This is a genomic window from Streptodolium elevatio (assembly GCF_040649515.1).
Classification (GTDB): Bacteria; Actinomycetota; Actinomycetes; order Streptomycetales; family Streptomycetaceae; genus Yinghuangia; species Yinghuangia elevatio.
Genome location: NZ_JBEZFP010000022.1, coordinates 42728 through 63100 on the forward strand (window position 1 = coordinate 42728; position 20373 = coordinate 63100).

Here is a 20373-nt window from a genome sequence, read left to right on the forward strand (position 1 = left end):
GCAATAACGTGGCTATCTTGCAACGTTCGTGTTGCCGCGAGTCCGAATGCAACGTAGCTTTTCCATCGTTCGAAACAACGAGCCGGACCCGCCGACAACCGGCCCCGCCGACAAGGAGCCCACGATGAACACCTTCGCCACCCCCGCCCCGATCGCCGCCGTCCTGAACGTCCCCGCCGGGCGCATCCAGGTCATCGCCGCCGACCGCGCCGACACCACCGTCGAGATCCGGCCGTTCAACGCCTCGAAGAGCCGTGACGCCAAGGCCGCGGAGCAGACCGCGGTCGACTACGCCGACGGCGTCCTGCGGATCGACGTCCCGGTCAAGAACCAGTACGTCGGGCCGTCGGGCGCGATCGAGGTGACCGTGCGGCTGCCCGCCGGCTCCCGCATCGAAATGAAGGCGGCGGCAAGCGAGTTGCGGGCCGTCGGCCGCCTGGGCGACGTCGCCGTCGAGGGCGCGTACCGGCAGATCAAGATCGACGAGGCGGCCGGCGTCCGGCTCGCCGCCGTCGACGGCGACGTGGAGATCGGCCGGCTGACCGGCGACGCCGACGTCAGCACCACCCGGGGCGACATCACCGTCGCCGAGGCCGGCCGCGGCACCGTCGTGCTCGGCACCCAGTCCGGCGACATCACCGTCGCCGCCGCCGCGGGCGTCTCGGGCTCGCTCGACGCACGCACCTCGTACGGCCGCATCGACAACAGCCTCAAGAACGACGGCACCATCGGACTCGACATCCGCGCCACCACCATGCAGGGCGACATCACCGCCCGCAGCCTCTGAACCGTCGGCCCCGAGGGGACCGCGCCACGCCGCTCCGGGCGGCAGCGCGGTCCCCTCCGTCGTTCCCGGCCCTTCCCGGAGGGGACGGACGCACGAGCCGGGGTCGGCGCGGGACGGCGAGGTCGGCAGGGCCACTTAGGCTGTCCCGGTGACGACCCTGGACAAGGGGGAGATATCCCCGGACACCGCCGATACCGGCCTGCCTGCCTCGGTGATGCGGCGGCCGTACCGGGCGCTGACCCTGGGGATCGTCTCGGTGATCCTGCTCATCGCGTTCGAGGCCATGGCCGTTGGCACGGCCATGCCGGTCGCGGTGGACGATCTCGACGGCACCGCGCTCTACGGCCTCGCCTTCTCCGCGTACTACACGACGAGCCTGCCGGCCATGGTGTTCTCCGGCCAGTGGTGCGACACGCGCGGGCCGCGGGTGCCGTTGCTGGGCGGGATCGCGGCGTTCGCGATCGGGCTCGTGCTGTCCGGGGCCGCCCAGTCGATGTGGCCGTTCGTCCTCGGGCGCGCGGTGCAGGGGCTCGGCGGCGGGCTGGTGATCGTCGCGCTGTACGTCGTCGTGGGCCGCGCGTACCCCGACTCCCTGCGCCCGAAGGTGTTCTCCGCGTTCGCCTCGGCGTGGGTGCTGCCGTCGATCGTCGGACCGCCGGTGTCGGGTGCGGTGACCGACCACCTGCACTGGCGCTGGGTGTTCCTCGCGATCCCCGCGCTCGTCGTGTTGCCGATGCTGGCGATCGTGCCGCAACTGCGCCGTGTCCAGGCGGAGATCGCGGCCGATATAGCCTCCGGCGACGCGGGACCGCGCATCGACCGCCGGCTGATCGGCGCGGCGGCGGGCGCGGCACTCGGGACCGGCCTCGTGCAGTACGGCGGGCAACACCTCACCGTGGCAGGCGTGGTCGTGCTGCTCGCGGGTTTCGCGTGCATGGTGCCGACCGTGCCGCGGCTCCTGCCGAAGGGCACGCTGCGTGCCCGGCGCGGGCTGCCGACGGTGATCCTGTCGCGCGGCATCATCGCGGGGACGTTCTTCACCGTCGAGTCGTTCGTGCCGCTCATGCTGGTGAGCGAGCACGGCTTCTCCCCGACGAAGGCCGGACTCACCCTCACCACGGGGGCGTTGTCGTGGGCGCTGGGCTCGTGGCTCCAGGGCCGCACCTCGGCGCGGCGGCGGCCCTACCTCGTGGCGGTCGGCTTCGTCCTGGTCGCGTGCGCGATCGGCGGGGCCGCGCTGGCACTCGTGCCGGGAGTGACGGCGTACGCGGTGCTGCCCGCGTGGTTCCTGGGCGGCATGGGCATGGGCATGGCGATGTCGGCGATGAGCACGCTCACGCTGGAACTGTCCGCACCCAAGGAGGCCGGCGGCAACTCGGCGGCCCTGCAGGTCTCGGACGCGCTCGGCACGGTGACGCTGTTGTCGCTCGGCGGCGCGCTGTTCGCCGCACTCCACGAGAGCGAGGGCCGCGACGCGGACGTGTTCACGCTCATCTTCGCCGTCATGCTCGGCATAGCCCTGCTGGGCTCCCTCATAGCCCCGCGCGTACGCCCGCCCCGCTCGGCGGCGGACCCCCGGCCACCCCGTCACCCCGGGCTCCGCGGCCCCCGGAGGACCGGCTGACCCCGTCGTGGTCCACCGGACCCGAGGCATCAGCGGTCGCACCGACTCGACCCGCGACGGTCGGGCAACCGAACAAGGGCGCGGCGCGCGGCGGTACGCCAGGGCCTGCCACGGACGGCGGGCCCTCGGCCGGCTCAGATCAGGGCGCCGACGACGCACTTCCCCTCGGCCGCCGCCTTCGCGTAGAACGGCCCCAACTCCAGGAAGCGGGACCAGCCTTCGGCGGCGAGTCCGTCCGCGACCTGCCGGACCTCGTCGGCGTCGAGCAGGAACGCGGGCCCGTAGCCGAAGTCGGTGCCGTCGATCTCGCCGCCGCCTTCGCCGGTCGCCTTGCCCAGCCAGGGGTAGGCCTCGCGCCAATCCGCGGCGCCCTCCTCGACGTCCGCACGGCCCTCGGCGATCTGGTCGACGGCCCGGTAGTCCTCACCGTGCGTCTCGTCCGCCGGATGGGCGCCGTCCAAAAGGTCGTCGACGAGGTCCGGATTCGACCGCACATCCGCCGCGACCGCGGCGTCGACCTTGGCGAGGTGCAACCACATGGACACGTATGCCGCCGTCCTTCCCGGGAGTCCTTGTCAGGACCGTAGCGTCTTGGCATAGGCGTCGAGGATGTGCTCGAACTCGGCGTTGGACACCCACACCACGTCGAACTTCTTGCTCAGGTCCGTGAGCGTGATCCGGACGCCGTCGAGGCGCCGCGCGACGACCCCGCCGGACTCGGCCGCGTACGGGTCCTCCTCGTCCACCAATTGCTCGCGCCAGTCGTCGAGCAGCGCCTCGACCTGCTCGGAGGAGGTGAGCGGGGCGAGGAACATCTCGGCGACGGTGCGCAGGCACGCCGGCGTCTCCGGCAGCCGGTACCCGGCGGGCCGGCCCTCCCGGCGCGTGAACGTCCAGACCGGTGTCGTCCGCAGGGCATGGGCGTACGCGTCCAGCACGCCCGCGAACTCGTCGGCGGCCATCACGGTGTCCTCGAACTGGTTCCACAGGTCCTGCAGGCGGACCTCGCGGGCGGACACCCGCTCGGCGATCCCGCCCTCGGTGCCGATCCGGCACGGCAGCACGCCGTTGGCCTCGTTCTCCGCCCACGCGTCCACGAGCATGTCGGCCCGCTCGACGTCGCACGCCGGCGTCAGGATCGTGTCGACCGCCGTCACGAGGTTGGGATCCGCGCGGGGGATCCGCTGCGGATACCAGAAGTAGCCGTCCCAGACGAACACCCAACGCGTCGTCTCGGTCATGGGGCGCCTCCGTCGCGGCGGGGGTGGGGTGCGGTACCCGAGGGCCCGCGTGCGCGCTTGCCGTCGGTGGTCGGCGATGCCCAAGCAGCGTACGGGAATTCGGCGTGCGGTACGGGCTGTCCGCACGAGCCGCCGACAGCGGCGGCCACCGGCGCGCGGGAGGCCGGAGGGTGCTCTCCGGCACGCGAAAAGCCATTCCAAACCACCCTAAAAGCTGACCAATTACCCCCACTGCCAACCGCGTCGCTGCCTCGGACGGCTCATGCGCTCGGGTAGCCTGAGCCGTTCCCGCCCGTCCCCCCGGGACGCCTCCGGAAGCCGTCCGGAGCGCGGCCCCCGCATGCCCGGAGCGCATCTCCCGCAGTGAGTACTTCAGCCGCGTCGCATCTGTCCCCGGCCTTTCCCGCGCGTGCTCCCTGGGGCACCGCCGGCAAGCTGCGTGCCTGGCAGCAGGGGGCGTTGGACACCTACCTGGAGCGGCAGCCCCGCGACTTCCTCGCGGTGGCGACGCCCGGCGCCGGCAAGACGACGTTCGCGCTGCGGATCGCCTCCGAGCTCCTGGACCGCCACATAGTCCAACAGCTCACGATCGTCGCGCCGACCGAGCACCTGAAGAAGCAGTGGGCGGAGGCGGCGGCCCGCATAGGGATCCGGATCGACCCGAACTACTCCGGCAGTTCCGGGCCGGCCAACCGCGAGTACCACGGCGTCGCGGTGACGTACGCGGGCGTCGGCGTGCACCCGATGCTGCACCGCCGCCGGGTGGAGAACCGCAAGACGCTGGTGATCCTGGACGAGATCCACCACGCGGGCGACAGCAAGTCGTGGGGCGACGCGGTGTTCGAGGCGTTCGAGCCGGCCACCCGCCGCCTCGCCCTCACCGGTACGCCCTTCCGCTCGGACACCAACCCGATTCCGTTCGTCAGCTACATCGAGGGCTCGGACGGCATCCGGCGCAGCGCCGCGGACTACACGTACGGCTACGGCCACGCCCTCGCGGACCACGTCGTGCGGCCGGTCATCTTCATGTCCTACTCGGGCGAGATGCGCTGGCGTACGAAGTCCGGCGACGAGGTGGCCGCCAGCCTCGGCGAGCCGATGACCAAGGACGCCATCAACCAGGCCTGGCGGACCGCGCTCGACCCGCACGGGTCGTGGATGCCGCAGGTGCTGCGGGCCGCCGACAAACGCCTGACCGAGGTACGCAAATCCGTGCCGGACGCGGGGGCGCTCGTCATCGCGACCGACCACGAGTCGGCCCGCGCGTACGCGAAGATGATCCGTGAGATCTCCGGGCACGGCGCGACCGTCGTGCTGTCCGACGACACCGGCGCCTCCAAGAAGATCGAGGACTTCAGCGCGGACGACTCCCGCTGGATGGTCGCGGTGCGCATGGTCTCCGAGGGCGTCGACGTACCGCGCCTCGCAGTCGGGGTGTTCGCCACCACGATCTCGACGCCGCTGTTCTTCGCGCAGGCGGTCGGCCGTTTCGTACGCGCCCGGCGGCGCGGCGAGGTGGCGTCCGTCTTCCTGCCGTCCGTCCCGACGCTGCTCCAGCACGCGAACGAGATGGAGGTCGAGCGCGACCACGTGCTCGACCGGCAGAAGAAGGCCGAGGAAGGCCTCTACGACGCCGAGGACGCGCTGCTCGCGGAGGCGAACCAGGAGAAGGACACGCCCGGCGAGCAGGAGCAGTTCTCCTTCGAGGCGCTGGAGAGCGAGGCCCGGTTCGACCGGGTGCTGTACGACGGCAACGAGTTCGGCCTCCAGGCGCACACGGGCAGCGAGGAGGAAGAGGAGTACCTCGGCATCCCGGGCCTGCTGGAGCCGGACCAGGTGCAGATGCTGCTGCAGAACCGGCAGGCGCGGCAGCTCGCGCGCAGCCGGAAGAAGCCGGACGAGGAGGCCGACCTCTCGGAGAAGACGGCGGCCCAGCGTCCCGTCGTGACGCACCGTCAGTTGTCCGGTCTCCGCAAGGAGCTGAACACCCTCGTCGCGGCTTGGCACCATCGCAGCGGGCAGCCGCACGGCGTCATCCACAACGAGCTGCGCCGGGTGTGCGGGGGCCCGCCGACCGCGCAGGCGTCGGCGGGGCAGTTGCAGGACCGGATCTCGAAGATCCAGCAGTGGGCCACATCGTCGCGGTGACGCGTCGCCATTGCGCGCTGACATCGGCTGCTGACATGGTGTGCCGACACGTGGTGCGACACGCGTGGCACACCGCGCCGCGGTCGGGCGACGACCCGCGGACGCCGTCCGCAGGCACCGCGCACGGCGCCGACCGGATCCGCACGTTGCGTGAGCCACCCCTTTTGCAGGCTTCCTTCGCGACTTTCCACGAGTTTGCGAAAGATCGTTTTGTAATAAGGGGTTCACACGGGGAATCTTGCAAACGATCTTGAAACGCGGGACGCTTCGCGCAGTCCACGCGCGTTGAATCGGTGCAACGGCTCCGCCTACCGGACGGTACGCGTGCCATTCGGACGTCCGGTCGTCCACATCATGAGATCAACTTCTCGTGTCGCACGTGTCACCTCGCAGGAAACTGCGACCTTTGCCCAGCTTTGAGGCTCTTTGACACTGAGATCTCGCTGAGAATCCGTCCACATTCCGGAAACTCGCTTACCTGGGGGCTGACCCCGAATTACCGTGATTGACGACGGCCGCGCCAGGGACAAGAGCCCCAGGCAGCCGACATACCGCCCGAACCTGCCCTGGCCGAGGGCGGTAGACGAGTTGTCCGCGCAACCACGACCTGGCGCCGCGCAACAGCATCGTGACCCCGGCGTCCGCCACCAGGCCGCGCCCGGAGTCGCGCCGGTGGGGACCCGGGGATTTGGTAATCCCGGGAATGCAGAGCACGCGTGCAAGGGAGGCTTCTCGTGGCCGCGGAGACATCACAGACCCTGGACCGGGGACTCAAGGTCCTCGCACAACTGGCCGACGCCCCCGAAGGGCTCACCGTGCCCGAGATCTCGGCGGCGCTCGGTGTCAACCGTACCGTCGTGTACCGCATACTCGCGACGCTCGAACAGCACGGCCTGATACGCCGCGACGCCGGGGGGCGTACGCGTCTGGGCCTCGGGGCACTGCAACTCGCGCGGCGCGCACACCCGTTGGTGCGCGACGCCGCCGTGCCGTGCCTGCGCCGTCTCGCCGAGGAGACCGGCGCGACCGCGCACCTGACCATCGTGGACGGCCTCGACGCGCTGGCCGTCGCGGTCGCCGAGCCGACCTGGACCGACTACCACGTGGCGTACCGCGTGGGCTCGCGCCACCCCCTCGAACAGGGTGCGGCCGGCCTGGCGATCCTCACCGCGCGCCGGGTGCGCGCCGGACTCGACCCGGCCGTGCCGTACGTGCACGTGCCCGGCGACGGCCACCGGTCGGCCCCCGGCATCGCCGCGGCGGTGCCCGCGCTGGCCGGGGTCGAGGCGAGCGTCGGAGTGCTGTCCTTCAGTGAGTTGGACAGCGAGCGGTTCGGCCCGCGGGTCGCCGAGGCGGCCCTCGAACTGGCCGAGACGCTGGGCGGCGGCCCCAAGGTGCCGGCGCCCCGCGAGGAGGAGGCGGTGCCGGACGAGAGCGCGCTGATTTAATCTCCGGGTGGCCCGTTCCAAGCGCAACCTCGTCCTGTCGGTCCTGCTCGTCGTGATCCTCGGCGTGTTCAGCTTTGCCGTACCGCTGCCGTACACGCTGGTCATCCCCGGCGACACGGCCGACACCCTCGGCACCGACAACGGGGTGCCGGTGATCCAGATCGAGGGCGCGACGCCGCAGCCGACCGACGGCAAGCTGCTGCTGGTCACCATCCGGGCCACCGACCCGGACGAAAAGCTGTACCTCTCCGACCTGTTCGACGCGTGGTTCGACGACGACGAGGCCGTGGTGCCCAAGAAGTCGGTCTACGCCGAGGGCAAGTCGAAGAAGGAGATCATCGCCGACAACACGAAGGACATGGTCGAGTCCCAGGACCACGCCGCCATCGCCGCGCTGAACCATCTGGGCCTCGACCCGAACCAGGTCAAGGTCAAGCTCAACCTCGCGGACGTGGGCGGACCCAGCGCGGGCCTGATGTTCTCGCTCGGCATCGTCGACCAGCTCGGCACGCAGAACCTCACCGGCGGCAGGATCATCGCGGGAACCGGCACCATCGACGACGCCGGCAAGGTCGGGCCCATCGGCGGCGTCGAGCTGAAGACGAAGGCCGCCAAGCGCGACGGCGCGGTCGCGTTCCTGCTGCCGAAGCAGGAGTGCGACAAGGCCAAGGAGGTCGCCCCCGGGGGCCTGCGGCTCATCCCGGTCGAGACCCTGAACGGCGCGGTCGACGCCCTGATCGCCTTTCAGACGGGTGGCAAGGTCCCGTCCTGCTGAGGGCCGGGCCCTGCGGGTGCCCTGGCCGGCCCAGGCCCCGGGCGGCCCGACGGCTCCGGCCGCGCGCCGTCAGTCCTCCGTGACCGCGGCCTCGACCAACGGCAGCACCCGGTAGGGCACCGGGTTCTCCAGCGCGATGGCCGTCGACGCGCGCAGGATGCCTTCGAACTCCACCACGTGGTCGATCACCCGCTGCAGGTCGGCGTTCGACCGGGCGACCAGCCGGCACAGCATGTCGCCGCGCCCGGTGATCGTGTGCAGCTCCAGCACTTCCGGGATCGACGCGAGGTGCGCACGGACGTCCGGCCCCCGGCCCTGCCGGATCTCCAGCGTCGCGAACGCCGTCACGGCGTACCCCAGCGCCGCCGGGTCCAGGTGCGGCCCGAAGCCGCGCACCACCCCGCGGGCGTGCAGCCGGTCGAGGCGCGCCTGCACGGTGCCGCGCGCGACGCCGAGCCGCCGCGAGCACTCCAGGACGCCGATGCGGGGCTCCTCGTCGAGCAGCCGGATCAGCGCGGCGTCGAGGCCGTCGATGGCCACAGTCCACTCCCTCTGGTCAGGGTGTACAGAAATCCCGCTGACTCCCCGGCCTGACTGTACATATTGCCCAGCGAAATCGTCACCTGTTGCGCAACTTGCCAGGTGGGGAGACGCTGCAAGGAGAGGCACGGTCCGTCTCGCCGACGGCATGCGCCCGTGCGTACGTGCCCCGCACCCGTCCGACCGAACCTGTTCACCCGATCGACCCGGGAGTCGTCATGACCGAGATGCTGCACCGCGCCGAGGCCGGGAACACCGCTCAGGACCCCTTCCCCGTGCTCGGGATGGACGCGGTCGTCTTCGCCGTCGGCAACGCGCGCCAGGCGGCCCACTGGTACTCGACCGCCTTCGGGTTCCGCTGCGTCGCCTACTCGGGACCGGAGACCGGCAACCGCGACAGCGTCTCGTACGTCCTGGAGTCCGGCGACGCGCGCTTCGTCGTCACCGCGCCGCTGCACCCCGACACCGACCTGGCCCGGCACGTCGCCGAGCACGGCGACGGCGTCGTCGACCTCGCGATCGCGGTGCCGGACGCGCGGGCCGCGTACGCCTTCGCCACCGGCCATGGCGGGACCGGCGTCGAGGAGCCGGTCGAACTGCGCGACGACAACGGCACGGTGGTGCGGTCGGCGATCGCGACGTACGGCGTCACCCGCCACTCGCTGGTCGACCGGCACGACTACGCCGGCCCGTACCTTCCCGGATACACCGCGCGCGGGCCGCTCGCCCCCGCCCCCGACAAGCCGTGGATCACCGGCATCGACCACTGCGTCGGCAACGTCGAACTCGGCCGGATGAACGAGTGGGTGGAGTTCTACCACCGGGTCATGGGCTTCACGAACATGCGCGAGTTCGTCGGTGACGACATCGCCACCGAGTACTCCGCGCTCATGTCCAAGGTGGTCGCCGACGGCACGCGCAAGGTCAAGTTCCCGATCAACGAGCCCGCGGTCGCGAAGAAGAAGTCGCAGATCGACGAGTACCTGGAGTTCTACGGCGGGCCCGGCGTCCAGCACATCGCCCTGGCCACCGACGACATCGTGGCCACGGTGAGCGCGATGCGCGACGCGGGAGTGGAGTTTCTGGCGACGCCCGACACGTACTACGACACCCTCGGCGAGTGGGTCGGCGAGACCCATGTGCCCGTCGACACGCTGCGCGACCTGAAGATCCTCGCGGACCGCGACGAGGACGGCTACCTGCTGCAGATCTTCACCAAGCCGGTGCAGGACCGCCCGACGGTGTTCTTCGAGATCATCGAGCGGCACGGCTCGCAGGGCTTCGGGCTGGGCAACTTCAAGGCGCTGTTCGAGGCCATCGAGCGCGAGCAGGAGAAGCGCGGCAACCTCTGATCCCGCGTAGTTCCCGTCAGGAGACCGGCCGTTCGGCGCCCGAGCGGCCGGTCTCTTCGCGTACGCCGTCCGCAGGCTCCGTTCGCAGGTCCCGCCCGCGGGGCTTGAGCACAGGGCTTGAACACAGGGCTTGAACACAGGGCTCGAACGCGGGTGGCCCGGCCCCGGGCGTCCCCGGCACCTGCCGTGTCCCGGCGCTACCCTGCGGTTATGGCGGAGGTGGCGGATATGCGCGGTCCCGAGGACACGATCGCCGCGTTGCGGGACGGGTTGCCGGACGGAGTGCTGGTCACCGACCCCGACGTGGCGGCCTCGTACGCGCACGACATGGCGAATCTGTGCGCCGCCGGACGTCCCGCGGCGGTGGTGCTGGCCGAGACGGTCGAGCAGGTGCAGCACGTGATGCGGGTCGCCACGCGGCTGCGCGTGCCCGTCGTGCCGCAGGGCGCCCGCACCGGCCTGTCGGGCGGGGCCAACGCGGTCGACGGCTGCATCCTGCTGTCGCTGGTCCGGATGGACCGCATCCTGGAGATCGACCCGGTGGACCGGGTCGCGGTCGTCGAACCCGGTGTCGTCAACGCCGATCTGTCCAAGGCCGCGGGGGAGTTCGGGCTGACGTACCCGCCCGACCCGTCGAGCTGGGAGACCTGCACGATCGGCGGGAACATCGGCACGGGGGCGGGCGGCCTGTGCTGCGTCAAGTACGGCGTGACCGCCGAGTACGTCCTCGGCCTCGACGTCGTCCTCGCCGACGGCGAACTGCTGCGCACGGGGCGGCGTACCGCGAAGGGCGTCGCCGGATACGACCTGACACGCCTGTTCGTGGGCGCCGAGGGCACCCTCGGGGTGGTCGTACGCGCGACCCTCGCGCTCCGCCCCACCCCGCCGCCCGCGCTCGCCCTCGTCGCGCAGTTCGACAGCACCGCCGCCGTGGGGCGCGCGGTCGCGGCCGTCACCGCCGCGGGGCACGTCCCGTCGCTCATGGAGCTGATGGACGCGACCACCGTGCGGGCCGTCAACGACCTGGCCAACATGGGCCTGCCGGCGCAGACCGCGGCGCTGCTGATGGTCGCCGTGGACACGCCCGACCCCGGCCCCGAACTCGCCGCCATCGGACGGCTGTGCGAGGAGGCCGGCGCGTTCGAGGTGCTGGCCGCCGACGACGCCGAGCAGTCGGCGATGTTCCTGGCCGCCCGCCGCCTCGCCCTCCCGGCGTTGGAACGGCTCGGCACCGGCATGATCGACGACGTCGCGGTGCCGCGCTCGCGCCTGGCCGACATGCTGGACGGCGTCGCCCGGATCGCCGAGGAGCACGACACCGTCATCGGTGTGTGCGCGCACGCGGGCGACGGCAACACCCACCCCATCGTGATCTTCGACGCCGCCGACCCGGCCGCCGCGGAACGCGCGTCCGCCGCGTTCGGCGCGATCATGGGCCTCGGTCTCGCGCTGGGCGGGACCATCACCGGCGAACACGGCGTCGGTTCCCTGAAGCGCGACTGGCTCGCCCGCGAACTGGGCCCGGTGGGGGTACGCGTCCACCAGGCCGTCAAAGCCGCCTTCGACCCCCTGGGCATCCTCAACCCGGGCAAGGTCATCGCTTCCTGACGGTTCGTCAGCTTCGGAGCGCCCGCCGCCGCGGGCGTCGCAGGCGCCTGGCACAGTGCGGGCTCATGGACATCGATCGGTTCTGGGCCATCGTCGAGGACGCCCGCACGGCGGCGCGCGAGAGCGGCGTGCCGGTGCACGAGGTGCTCGTGGACCGGCTCTCGGAGCTGTCCGTACCGGAGATCCTGGCGTACGGGGTGCGCTACGACGAGGCCCACGACGCGGTCTACCGCTGGGACATGTGGGCCGCGGCGTACCTGATCTTCGGCGGCTGCTCCGACGACGGCTTCGTCGACTTCCGCGCCGGGCTGATCGCCGCGGGCCGCACCTGGTACGAACGGGCCGCCGCCGATCCGGACTGTCTCGCCGGCCACCCCGACGCGGCCGAGCGGTCGGGCGCACGCCTCGAAGAGGTGTTCGCGCAGGAGGAGGTCGGCTACGCCGCCGCCATGGCGTACGAACGGGTCACCGGCGACCTGGACGGTTTCCACGCCGCACTGGAGCGACACGAGGAGGAGGCGGGCGCCGGTGCGGGCGCCGCCGAGGCCGTGGGCGACGTGGGCGACGACTCCATGGGCGAGTACTTCCGCTTCGACGACGACGAGATGCGCCGCAGATTGCCTCGCCTCGCTGCGTTGTTCGTGCGTGGTTGAGCGCCGGGCCGGGGTTGTTGCCGTGCGCGGGGGAGCGGGCGTGCGGCAAGATGCTGGGCCATGGCGACGCCTCACTCCTCGATACCGGTCGCGGGCTGGTATCCCGATCCCGAGCACGACGGATACGTGCGCTATTGGGACGGTGCGGCCTGGGATCCGGAATCGAGCCGGCCTAGCGCCGACTTCGAGCAGGCGCACGGTCGAATCATCCAGGGCGAGGTCATCGCGGCCGAGTCGGTGCCGTTCGACCACCTGGCGCCGGAGGAGGCCGCACGCCCGGCCGGCGGACCGCAGAGCGGACCGGCCCACGGCGACGTGCCGTTCATCCCCCCGCCCCGGCAGGAGTTGTTCCCGCAGCCCCGCTGGCGGCCCGCGGTCCTGTCCCGCAGGTTCCTCGCGCGGCTCGTGGACCTGGTCGTGCCCCTCGGCGTCGGCGCCGGGGTCGCGGCCGTCATGGTCCCGCCGGCCGTCGAGCACGTGCGGGACAAGATGGACCGGGTGCGCTACGAGGGCCGCACCGAGACCGTGTGGCTGGTCGACGGCACCACCACGGCCGCCGCGCTGGGCGTCCTGGGGGCCGTGCTGGCCGCGATGTTCCTGTACGAGGTGCTCCCCACCTGGCGCTGGGGCCGCTCGCTCGGCAAACGGGTGTTCGGGCTGCGTGTCGCGGACGTGGGTACGCACGCCCCGCCGACGTTCCGTCAGTCCACGGTGCGGTGGCTCGTGTTCGTGGTCCCGGGACTGCTCCTGGTGGGCGTCGTGGGCCTGGTGCGCGGCGCGCTGGACGCGCCCGCGCGGCGGATGTGGCACGACCAGGCGGCCCGCACGTTCGTGGGCGGGGAGAGCGAGCGGCGCGCGGCGGCCTCGGGCGGCGGCCCGAGCGGCCCGGCCGGCGGTTCACGCGGCGCGGCGGGCAATGGTGCGGCGCGCGGCCGCGCGGCGAGTGCCGCCACCGCGGGCGGGCGGCGCCGGGCGCGCCGGTGACGACGCGCCATGCCCTCAAATGGGCTATTTGCACAAAAACGTACTAACCATCGCTTCTACTGGTCGCCATGAGCACCAGCGAACCCCCGGAGCCCCCGGACCCCTTCCGGAAGGATCCCGCCGGCCAGGATCCGGCCGGCCAGGACCCGTTCGGGCAGGGCGCGGGCCAGGACCGGCCGGGGCAGCCGCCGTACGGCCAGGAGCCGCCCGGGCAGCAGCCGCCGTACGGCCGACCGCCGGGCGAGCAGCCTCCCGGCGGCACGTACGGGCAGCCGCCGTACGGCCAGATGCCGCCCCCGCCGGGCGGCTACGACACCGGCTTCAACGCCGGCCCCGTGCTCGCGGGCAGCGGACGCCGCTTCCTCGCGCGCCTCGTCGACCTGCTGGTGTACCTCGCCTTCAGCTGTGCGATCGGCCTCGCGTTCGTCGGCACCGACCCCGACGACGTCGACTTCGGCAAGCAGGCCGGGGCGGGCGCCGTGGCCACGGTCCTGTACTTCCTGTACGAGGGCTTCATGCTCAACAACAACGGCCAGACGCTCGGCAAGATGGCGACCAAGATCCGCGTGGTCCGGGTCGCCGACGGCGGCCCCGTCCAGGGTTCGCCGGCCTGGACGCGAGCGGGCGTGTTCGCGCTGCCGCTCGTCGTGCCGTGCGCCGGCATCGTCTTCTTCGTGGTGAACTGCCTGTGGCACCTGTGGGACCAGCCGTGGCAGCAGTGCCTGCACGACAAGGCCGCGAAGACCACAGTGATCCGCGTCTGACGTGCGGCCCCGAACGCGGGTGTGCCGGGCCACTCCCAACGTGGCCCGGCACCGCGCCTTTCCCTGGTGGCTCCCTCGGGCGGCTTCGGCCCCCGGGGGACGCGACAGAGCCCTAACGCCGGCGGTCCGACGGCGTACGGCCCGATCCCGTCCCGTGGCTCCTGCGGCGCACTGCCCTCGACCGGACCGGAGCCCGGGTCAGATGCAGGACAGTCGCCGTCCCGAGCACGACCCCGAGCAGTGCCGCGACCGCGGCGCCGCCCGGAGACCGGGTTCCGGAGAGCACGAGGAACAACGCGGTCGCGGTGACTGCGACCAGCGCTCCAAACGACAGATGGGTGATGTCGAGTCGGTTCACGGCCGGCCCACCTCCCCGCCTTGGCCGGGGCCTCATGGCCCGGGTCCTCGGGCCACGGTACTCCGTCCCCCGTAGGCGTTCCCACCGGAAGCTGTCGGCGAACACCGCGAACACGGAGCTGCCATGGGTGACTTGAGGAATCTCCCGGGGAACGGAAGGACGCACCGAGGGGTGCGCCCGGCCGCCGCCCTGGCCGTCGCGGGGCTGGCCTGCTGCCTTCTCGCGGGTACCGGACAGGGCCCGGGCGGCGCCACGGCGGCCGGCTCGGCGGAGAGCCCCGCTCCCGCTCCCACCCGTGCCCCCGCGCTGGGCGACGACCTGCCCGGCCCCTTCACCGAGTCCCGCCGCACACAGCGCGACGCGGCCGTCTCCTCCGTCGTGACCGCGTCCCAGAGCCTCGGCAGGGGACCGCACAGCGCGCCCGATGTCGTCGAGCTCCCGAAGGGTCCGAAAGTCCAACTCCGACCGCCCTCGCACGCCCGGGTGTTCGTGATCCTGGTCGAGTTCGGCGACCGCGTCGCCCGGGCCGCCGACCAGGGCGGCGGGCCGGCCGCGCCCCCCGAACAGCCCGGCACCGACCCGGAACAGCCCGGCAGCGAACCGGCGTCCGGCGGCCTGCCCGGACCGCGGCACGCCACGATTCCGGAACCGGACCGCAGCCTCGACACCACGACCGTCTGGCACCCGACGTTCGACCGCGGGTACTTCCACGAGATCTTCTTCGGCGACGGCTCGCACGGGCCCTCACTCGCCACGCACTACCGTGCCCAGTCCTCGGGCCGCATGGAGATCGACGGCAACGTCACCGACTGGGTGCGCGTGCCGTGGAACGAAGCCCGCTACGGCAACAACAACTGCGGCTCCCAGGTCTGCACCAACGCGTGGGACCTGGTCCGCGACGCCATGAACGAGTGGGCCGGCAGCCTCTCCGCCCACGGCCTGTCCACCCGTCAGATCTCCGACGCACTCGCGCCCTTCGACCTCTGGGACCGCGACGACCACGACCGCGACGGGGTGTTCGACGAACCGGACGGCTACATCGACCACCTGGAGATCGTGAAGGCCGGCGTGGACGAGGCCGCGGGCGGCGGCGCGCAGGGCGCCGACGCCCTGTGGTCGCACCGCTGGTACGCGTACGGCGACCAGGCCGGACGCACCGGCCCGCCCGGCAACCTCGCGGGCGGCACCCGGGTCGGCGGCACCGGCATGTGGGCCGGCGACTACACCCTCCAGGCCGAGAACGGCGGACTGGGCGTCATCGCCCACGAGTTCGGCCACGACCTGGGTCTCCCGGACCTCTACGACCGGCGCGACGCACTCAGCGGCTCCCCGGTCGGCTTCTGGTCCCTTATGGGCCTGGGCGGCTACCTGGGCGACGGCGGCACGGGCGGCGTCGGAAACTCACCCGGCTCTCTGTCCGCCTGGGACCGCATGCAACTGGGCTGGCTCGACTGGATGATCGCCGACCCCAAGACCGCCACCACGACGATGCTGGCGCCGCTCCAGTCCACCGGCGACCCGCAGGCCGTCCTGATCCCGCTGCCCGCCCGCAAGGGCAGTACGAAACCGCGCTGGTACGTCGTCGAGAACCGGCAGTACGCCGGCACCGACGCCGTCCTGCGTACCGGCCCCTACGACGGCCAGGCCGGGACCGAGGGCTCCAGCCACTTCCCGTACGGCTCAGGCGTCATGGTGTGGCTCTGGGACGCCTCCTACGCCGACAACGACGTCGCCGACCACCCCGGGCAGGGCCTGATCCTGCCCGTCGACGCCCACCCCGACCCGCTCATGGTCGACGGCGGTACGCCCGCGCGTGGTCGCCTGGCCACCTTCGACGCGCCCTTCTCCGCCGCCGAGGAGCGGACCGACCCCGTGCTGATCGGCTCGTCCGGCCGGCGTACGACGCTCGGCGCCCGCCCCGGCACGCCCGCCTTCGACGACCGGTCCACGGCTTACTGGTCCTCGCGCGCACCCCTGGCCGGGGTCAAGGTGGCGGCCGCCGGGGTGCGCGTCGAAGTCGACGGCAAGGCCCGCACCGGCGAAGCGGTCCGTGTCACCGTCAAACCGAGCTGACCGGCCCCGGCCCGCGGCTGCCGCGCCCCGCCGTCCGCTCACGCGACGACCGCTTGGGCAACGACCGCTTGGGCAACGACCGCGCCCCCACCGTCAGCGCCCCCGCCGTCCGCTCACGCGCCCGTCCGCTCACGCGACGACAGGACGACCCACCAACTCGATTCCCGCGTCGCGCATTTCGTCCACGGCCCGCTGCGTGGTCGGGGCTGCGACGCCTGCCGTCATCGCCAGCAGCACGCGCGTCCCGAACCCCTCGCGGGCGGCGTCCAGCGCAGTCGCCCGCACGCAGTGGTCCGTCGCGATGCCGACGACGTCGACGTCCGTGACCCCGCGCGCTCGCAGCCAGTCCGCGAGCGACGAGCCGTCGTCGGCCGCGCCCTCGAAGCCGCTGTACGCCGCCGCGTGGGCGCCCTTGGAGAACACCTCCTCGACCTCGCCCCGCTCGACGGCGGGGGCGAACGCCGGGTGGAACGCCGCGCCCGGCGTGCCCGCCACGCAGTGCACCGGCCAACTGCCCACGTAGTCGGGGGAGTCCGAGAAGTGCGGGCCCGGGTCGACGTGGTGGTCCCGGGTCGCCACCACGTGCGCGTACGCCGTCGCGCCGCCCGGCACGTGCGCCGGGTCCGGCGGCTGCTCGGCCGCGTTGTGCGCGACATGGTCGCGGATCGCCTCGGCGACCCCGGCGCCGCCGCCGACGGCGAGGCTGCCGCCTTCGCAGAAGTCGTTCTGCACGTCGACGACGATCAGTGCGCGGGTCATGGTGCGGGCTCCTCTCGGGAGATCACTCGTAGATGGTCGGCAGGACCGGCTCGCCGCGGGACAACTGCGTCGCGGACAGCGGCAGTTCCGCGCGGGAGCGCTCGTGTCGCTCACGCGCCTCGGCGAGCGGCTCGCGGCCCACGGTCTCGCCGCCGAGGACCAGCGGCACGAGCAGTTCGCGCAGCTCCGGGCCGACCGGCCCGGTCTCGCCGGTGCGCAGCACCTCGGCCTCGGCGACGCCGTCCGCGTCGTACGCGCGCAGCGCCGTCTTCCGCCCGCCGTGGCTCGGCTTGCCCGGGGACTTCTTGGCCACCGCCACCAGCGGCGCGTCCGGCTCGTCGGAGGCGGCGCGGGCGACCAGCTTGTAGACGAGGGACGCGGTCGGGTGGCCGCTGCCGGTCACCAACTGCGTGCCCACGCCGTACGCGTCCACCGGCGCCGCACGCAGCGCGGCGATGGCGTACTCGTCGAGGTCGCTGGTCACCACGATGCGCGTCTTGGCGGCGCCGAGGTCGTCGAGCTGGCGGCGCACCCGGTGGGCGAGCAGTAGCAGGTCGCCGGAGTCCAGGCGCACCGCGCCCAGTTCGGGCCCGGCCAGCTCGACCGCGGTGCGGACCGCCTCCGCCACGTCGTACGTGTCGACCAGCAGCGTGGTGTCCTTGCCCAGCGCCGCGATCTGGGCCGCGAAGGCGTCGCGCTCGCCGTCGTGCAGCAGCGTGAAGGAGTGCGCGCTCGTGCCCACGGTCGGGATCCCGTACGCCTGCCCGGCCCGCAGGTTGGACGTGCTGGCGAACCCGGCGATGTACGCCGCCCGCGCCGCGGCCACCGCCGCCTCCTCGTGCGTGCGCCGGGACCCCATCTCGATGCACGGCCGCCCGGCGGACGCGGAGGTCATCCGGGACGCCGCCGCGGCCACCGCGCAGTCGTGGTTGAGCACCGACAGGATCAGTGTCTCCAGCAGCACGGCCTCGGCGAAGGTGCCCTCCACGACGAGGATCGGCGAGCCGGGGAACCAGCACTCGCCTTCCGGGTAGCCGTACAGGTTGCCGCGGAAGCGGTAGTCGGCCAGCCAGTCGAGGGTCGCCTGCCCCACTACCTGGTTCTCGGCGAGGTAGGCGAGCGTCTCGTCGTCGAACCGGAACGCCTCGACGGCGTCGAGGAGGCGGCCGGTCCCGGCCACCACGCCGTAGCGGCGGCCCTCGGGCAGGCGCCGGGCGAAGACCTCGAACACCGAGTGCCGGTGCGCCGCGCCGCTGCGCAGCGCGGCCTCGACCATGGTCAGCTCGTAGTGGTCGGTGAGCAGCGCGGTGCCGGCGCCGCCGGCGGCCCGGGCGGTGCCCGCAGTTGTCCCCGCAGCTGCCCCCGGAGTCGTCCCCGCTGTTGTCGCGGCATTCCCCATCGCGTTCATACGAGCGAGCATAGCACCACTACTCGTCAGACTGACGATTAGTCGGCGGCGTTTCGCCGCTGGAGGTCCCGCGGGGCACGTTCGCCACGGCCAACCGCTGATGGGAGCATGGGGCCCATGAGTGTCGCGCCCGTCGAGGTCGAGAAGCCGGAGTCGGACGAGGAGGTCCTTCCCGACACACCTTGGGTCTGCATTGTGTGGAACGACCCCATCAACCTCATGTCGTACGTGACGTATGTCTTCCAGAGCTACTTCGGCTACACCAAGAAGAAGGCCGAGAAGCTCATGCTCGACGTGCACAACAAGGGCCGTGCCGTCGTCTCCTCGGGCACCCGCGAGGAGATGGAGCGCGACGTCAACGCCATGCACGGGTACGGCCTTTGGGCGACCGTCCAGCACGACAAGTGACCACCGGGAGAACCTGAGCAGTGAACGGCCATTTCGTACGCGGGCGCACGGGCCGACCCGAGATCGTCCTCGACGAGCTGCACGGCCAACTGCTGGCCGACCTCTGCCGCCAGGTGATCGAACTGGTCGAGCCCAAGGCGGGGCCCGGCGAGCCCGAGGGCGACCAGCTCGCCCGCGAGCTGGGGCTCGACGGCCTGGACTGGAGCGGCCTGGACGGCGGCGAGGCCGAGGCCGCCCCGCGGACCGCGCCCGACGACCCGGTGCTGGCCCGGCTGCTGCCCGACGCGTACCGCGACGACCCGGACGCCGCCTCGGAGTTCCGCCGCTACACCGAGAACGACCTGCGGCTGCGCAAGTGCGACAACGCCCGCACGGTACGCGCCGACATCGCCGCGTCCGGCGCCGAAGGGCACATGGTCCTGGACGAGCGGCACGCGCAGGCGTGGCTCGGCGCCCTCAACGACCTGCGGCTCGCGCTGGGCACCAACCTCGGGGTGACCGAGGACCTGGACGCCTTCGCCGAGAGCCTGGAGCCGGACGACCCGCGGCTCGCGATGCTCGCGGTCTACCACTGGCTCGGCATGCTCCAGGAGTCGCTGGTGGAGTCGCTGACGCCGTGACGCGCCCGCGTGCGTACCCTCGACGCATGCTGACGATCACCACCGAACTGCGCGACCAGATCGTCGCGCACGCCCGCGCCGACCACCCCGACGAGGCGTGCGGCGTCGTCGCCGGACCCGAGGGCACCGACCGCCCCGAGCGCTTCATCCCGATGCTCAACGCGGCCCGCTCGCCCACGTTCTACGAGTTCGACTCGGGCGACCTGCTGGCGCTGTACCGCGAGATGGACGACCGCGACGAGGTGCCGGTGGTCATCTACCACTCGCATACCGCGACCGAGGCGTACCCGTCGCGCACGGACGTGTCGTACGCCTCTGAGCCGTTCGCCCACTACGTGCTGGTCTCCACGCGCGAGACGGGCAACCACGACGGGCCGTACGAGTTCCGCTCGTTCCGGATCGTGGACGGTGAGATCACCGAGGAAGACGTCAGGTTCGTCGACGCGTACTGAGCGCCGCCCGCCGCGGCCGATTGGCAGCATGTGGGGGATTGGCCACGATTTGTCACCGCGTACCGTCTCGACATGCGAAACAGTGCGTTCCAACATACGAGCCACCCTCGGAACGGCCGCAGCGGAATGGCTAGCATGACGATATGCGTTACGCAGGCATGGACATGACGACCACGGGCCCGGGCACCGCCCCCGGCACCCTCCTGGTCGCGCGCCTGCACGTCGACCTAGGCCGACTGTCCAGCGCACTCTGTCGCGCCCTGCCACCGGGCTGACCCAGGCCGCCGCCCGCGCAACCCGCGACCGGCCCGCACCGGCAGCCCCCAGCCCGTCGCGCATCCGGCCGTGCCGGAGCGACCCCTTGCCTGCAC

At 72.2% G+C, this 20373-nt stretch carries 21 protein-coding genes; 15 read left to right on the plus strand and 6 right to left on the minus strand.

All coding sequences use genetic code 11. The features are described 5' to 3' along the window. Nucleotides 1–124: 124 nt before the first annotated feature. Nucleotides 125–787, plus strand: a complete 663-nt coding sequence (locus AB0C36_RS11490; RefSeq protein ID WP_358352520.1) for a DUF4097 family beta strand repeat-containing protein — start codon at nt 125–127, stop codon at nt 785–787. A gap of 148 nt (nt 788–935) precedes the next feature. Next, nucleotides 936–2411: an MFS transporter gene (locus AB0C36_RS11495; RefSeq protein WP_358352521.1), complete on the plus strand. Its 1476-nt coding sequence runs from the start codon at nt 936–938 to the stop codon at nt 2409–2411. A gap of 134 nt (nt 2412–2545) precedes the next feature. Here AB0C36_RS11495 and AB0C36_RS11500 read toward each other — a convergent pair whose 3' ends face one another. Both AB0C36_RS11500 and AB0C36_RS11505 read right to left on the minus strand, forming a co-directional pair. Beyond that, the gene (locus AB0C36_RS11500) at nt 2546–2956 is read right to left on the minus strand and encodes a hypothetical protein (protein ID WP_358352523.1); all 411 of its coding nucleotides are present in this window, start codon (nt 2954–2956) and stop codon (nt 2546–2548) included. Nucleotides 2957–2986: 30 nt separating this feature from the next. Then, a complete protein-coding gene (locus AB0C36_RS11505; RefSeq protein ID WP_358352525.1) occupies nt 2987–3652 on the minus strand; it encodes a hypothetical protein in 666 nt (221 codons plus the stop codon). A 363-nt stretch (nt 3653–4015) separates the two neighbouring features. Between AB0C36_RS11505 and AB0C36_RS11510 the strand changes: the two genes are divergently transcribed. From AB0C36_RS11510 to AB0C36_RS11520, 3 genes are all read left to right on the plus strand, one after another. After that, the gene (locus AB0C36_RS11510) at nt 4016–5800 is read left to right on the plus strand and encodes a DEAD/DEAH box helicase (RefSeq protein ID WP_358352527.1); all 1785 of its coding nucleotides are present in this window, start codon (nt 4016–4018) and stop codon (nt 5798–5800) included. A 734-nt stretch (nt 5801–6534) separates the two neighbouring features. Next, nucleotides 6535–7248 carry an IclR family transcriptional regulator gene (locus AB0C36_RS11515; RefSeq protein WP_358352529.1) on the plus strand — a complete coding sequence of 238 codons (714 nt, stop codon included), beginning with the start codon at nt 6535–6537 and terminating at the stop codon, nt 7246–7248. A 7-nt stretch (nt 7249–7255) separates the two neighbouring features. Further along, entirely contained in the window at nt 7256–8023 is a 768-nt protein-coding gene (locus AB0C36_RS11520) for a S16 family serine protease (protein WP_358352530.1), read from the plus strand. Nucleotides 8024–8092: 69 nt separating this feature from the next. Here the strand turns inward: AB0C36_RS11520 and AB0C36_RS11525 are convergent, their stop codons facing one another. Then, on the minus strand, nt 8093–8563 hold the full coding sequence (locus tag AB0C36_RS11525; protein WP_358352532.1) for an Lrp/AsnC family transcriptional regulator: 471 nt from the start codon (nt 8561–8563) through the stop codon (nt 8093–8095). A gap of 218 nt (nt 8564–8781) precedes the next feature. Here AB0C36_RS11525 and hppD point away from each other — a divergent pair, with 218 nt between their 5' ends. From hppD to AB0C36_RS11550, 5 genes are all read left to right on the plus strand, one after another. Next, on the plus strand, nt 8782–9915 hold the full coding sequence (hppD, locus tag AB0C36_RS11530) for a 4-hydroxyphenylpyruvate dioxygenase (protein ID WP_358352535.1): 1134 nt from the start codon (nt 8782–8784) through the stop codon (nt 9913–9915). A 210-nt stretch (nt 9916–10125) separates the two neighbouring features. Beyond that, complete coding sequence (locus AB0C36_RS11535) at nt 10126–11523, plus strand: FAD-binding oxidoreductase (protein WP_358352537.1); 1398 nt, start codon at nt 10126–10128, stop codon at nt 11521–11523. 65 nt (nt 11524–11588) lie between these two features. Then, complete coding sequence (locus tag AB0C36_RS11540; protein WP_358352539.1) at nt 11589–12176, plus strand: DUF4240 domain-containing protein; 588 nt, start codon at nt 11589–11591, stop codon at nt 12174–12176. Nucleotides 12177–12236: 60 nt separating this feature from the next. Beyond that, nucleotides 12237–13160 carry an RDD family protein gene (locus AB0C36_RS11545; protein ID WP_358352541.1) on the plus strand — a complete coding sequence of 308 codons (924 nt, stop codon included), beginning with the start codon at nt 12237–12239 and terminating at the stop codon, nt 13158–13160. 68 nt (nt 13161–13228) lie between these two features. Further along, nucleotides 13229–13924 carry an RDD family protein gene (locus tag AB0C36_RS11550; protein ID WP_358352543.1) on the plus strand — a complete coding sequence of 232 codons (696 nt, stop codon included), beginning with the start codon at nt 13229–13231 and terminating at the stop codon, nt 13922–13924. A gap of 112 nt (nt 13925–14036) precedes the next feature. Here AB0C36_RS11550 and AB0C36_RS11555 read toward each other — a convergent pair whose 3' ends face one another. After that, the gene (locus AB0C36_RS11555; RefSeq protein WP_358352544.1) at nt 14037–14282 is read right to left on the minus strand and encodes a hypothetical protein; all 246 of its coding nucleotides are present in this window, start codon (nt 14280–14282) and stop codon (nt 14037–14039) included. Between the two features lie 171 nt (nt 14283–14453). Here AB0C36_RS11555 and AB0C36_RS11560 point away from each other — a divergent pair, with 171 nt between their 5' ends. Next, a complete protein-coding gene (locus AB0C36_RS11560) occupies nt 14454–16355 on the plus strand; it encodes an immune inhibitor A domain-containing protein (protein WP_358352546.1) in 1902 nt (633 codons plus the stop codon). A gap of 129 nt (nt 16356–16484) precedes the next feature. Here AB0C36_RS11560 and AB0C36_RS11565 read toward each other — a convergent pair whose 3' ends face one another. Both AB0C36_RS11565 and AB0C36_RS11570 read right to left on the minus strand, forming a co-directional pair. Beyond that, nucleotides 16485–17114 carry an isochorismatase family protein gene (locus AB0C36_RS11565; protein ID WP_358352547.1) on the minus strand — a complete coding sequence of 210 codons (630 nt, stop codon included), beginning with the start codon at nt 17112–17114 and terminating at the stop codon, nt 16485–16487. A gap of 22 nt (nt 17115–17136) precedes the next feature. Next, nucleotides 17137–18513, minus strand: a complete 1377-nt coding sequence (locus tag AB0C36_RS11570; RefSeq protein ID WP_358352593.1) for a nicotinate phosphoribosyltransferase — start codon at nt 18511–18513, stop codon at nt 17137–17139. Nucleotides 18514–18639: 126 nt separating this feature from the next. On the opposite strand from AB0C36_RS11570, the gene clpS reads away from it, so the two are divergent. From clpS to AB0C36_RS11590, 4 genes are all read left to right on the plus strand, one after another. Then, entirely contained in the window at nt 18640–18930 is a 291-nt protein-coding gene (gene clpS, locus AB0C36_RS11575; RefSeq protein ID WP_358352548.1) for an ATP-dependent Clp protease adapter ClpS, read from the plus strand. Nucleotides 18931–18950: 20 nt separating this feature from the next. Continuing rightward, nucleotides 18951–19550: a DUF2017 domain-containing protein gene (locus AB0C36_RS11580; protein ID WP_358352550.1), complete on the plus strand. Its 600-nt coding sequence runs from the start codon at nt 18951–18953 to the stop codon at nt 19548–19550. Between the two features lie 26 nt (nt 19551–19576). Next, a complete protein-coding gene (locus AB0C36_RS11585; RefSeq protein ID WP_358352552.1) occupies nt 19577–20002 on the plus strand; it encodes a M67 family metallopeptidase in 426 nt (141 codons plus the stop codon). Nucleotides 20003–20166: 164 nt separating this feature from the next. Beyond that, complete coding sequence (locus tag AB0C36_RS11590) at nt 20167–20277, plus strand: putative leader peptide (RefSeq protein ID WP_358352595.1); 111 nt, start codon at nt 20167–20169, stop codon at nt 20275–20277. The last annotated feature ends 96 nt before the right edge of the window (nt 20278–20373 follow it).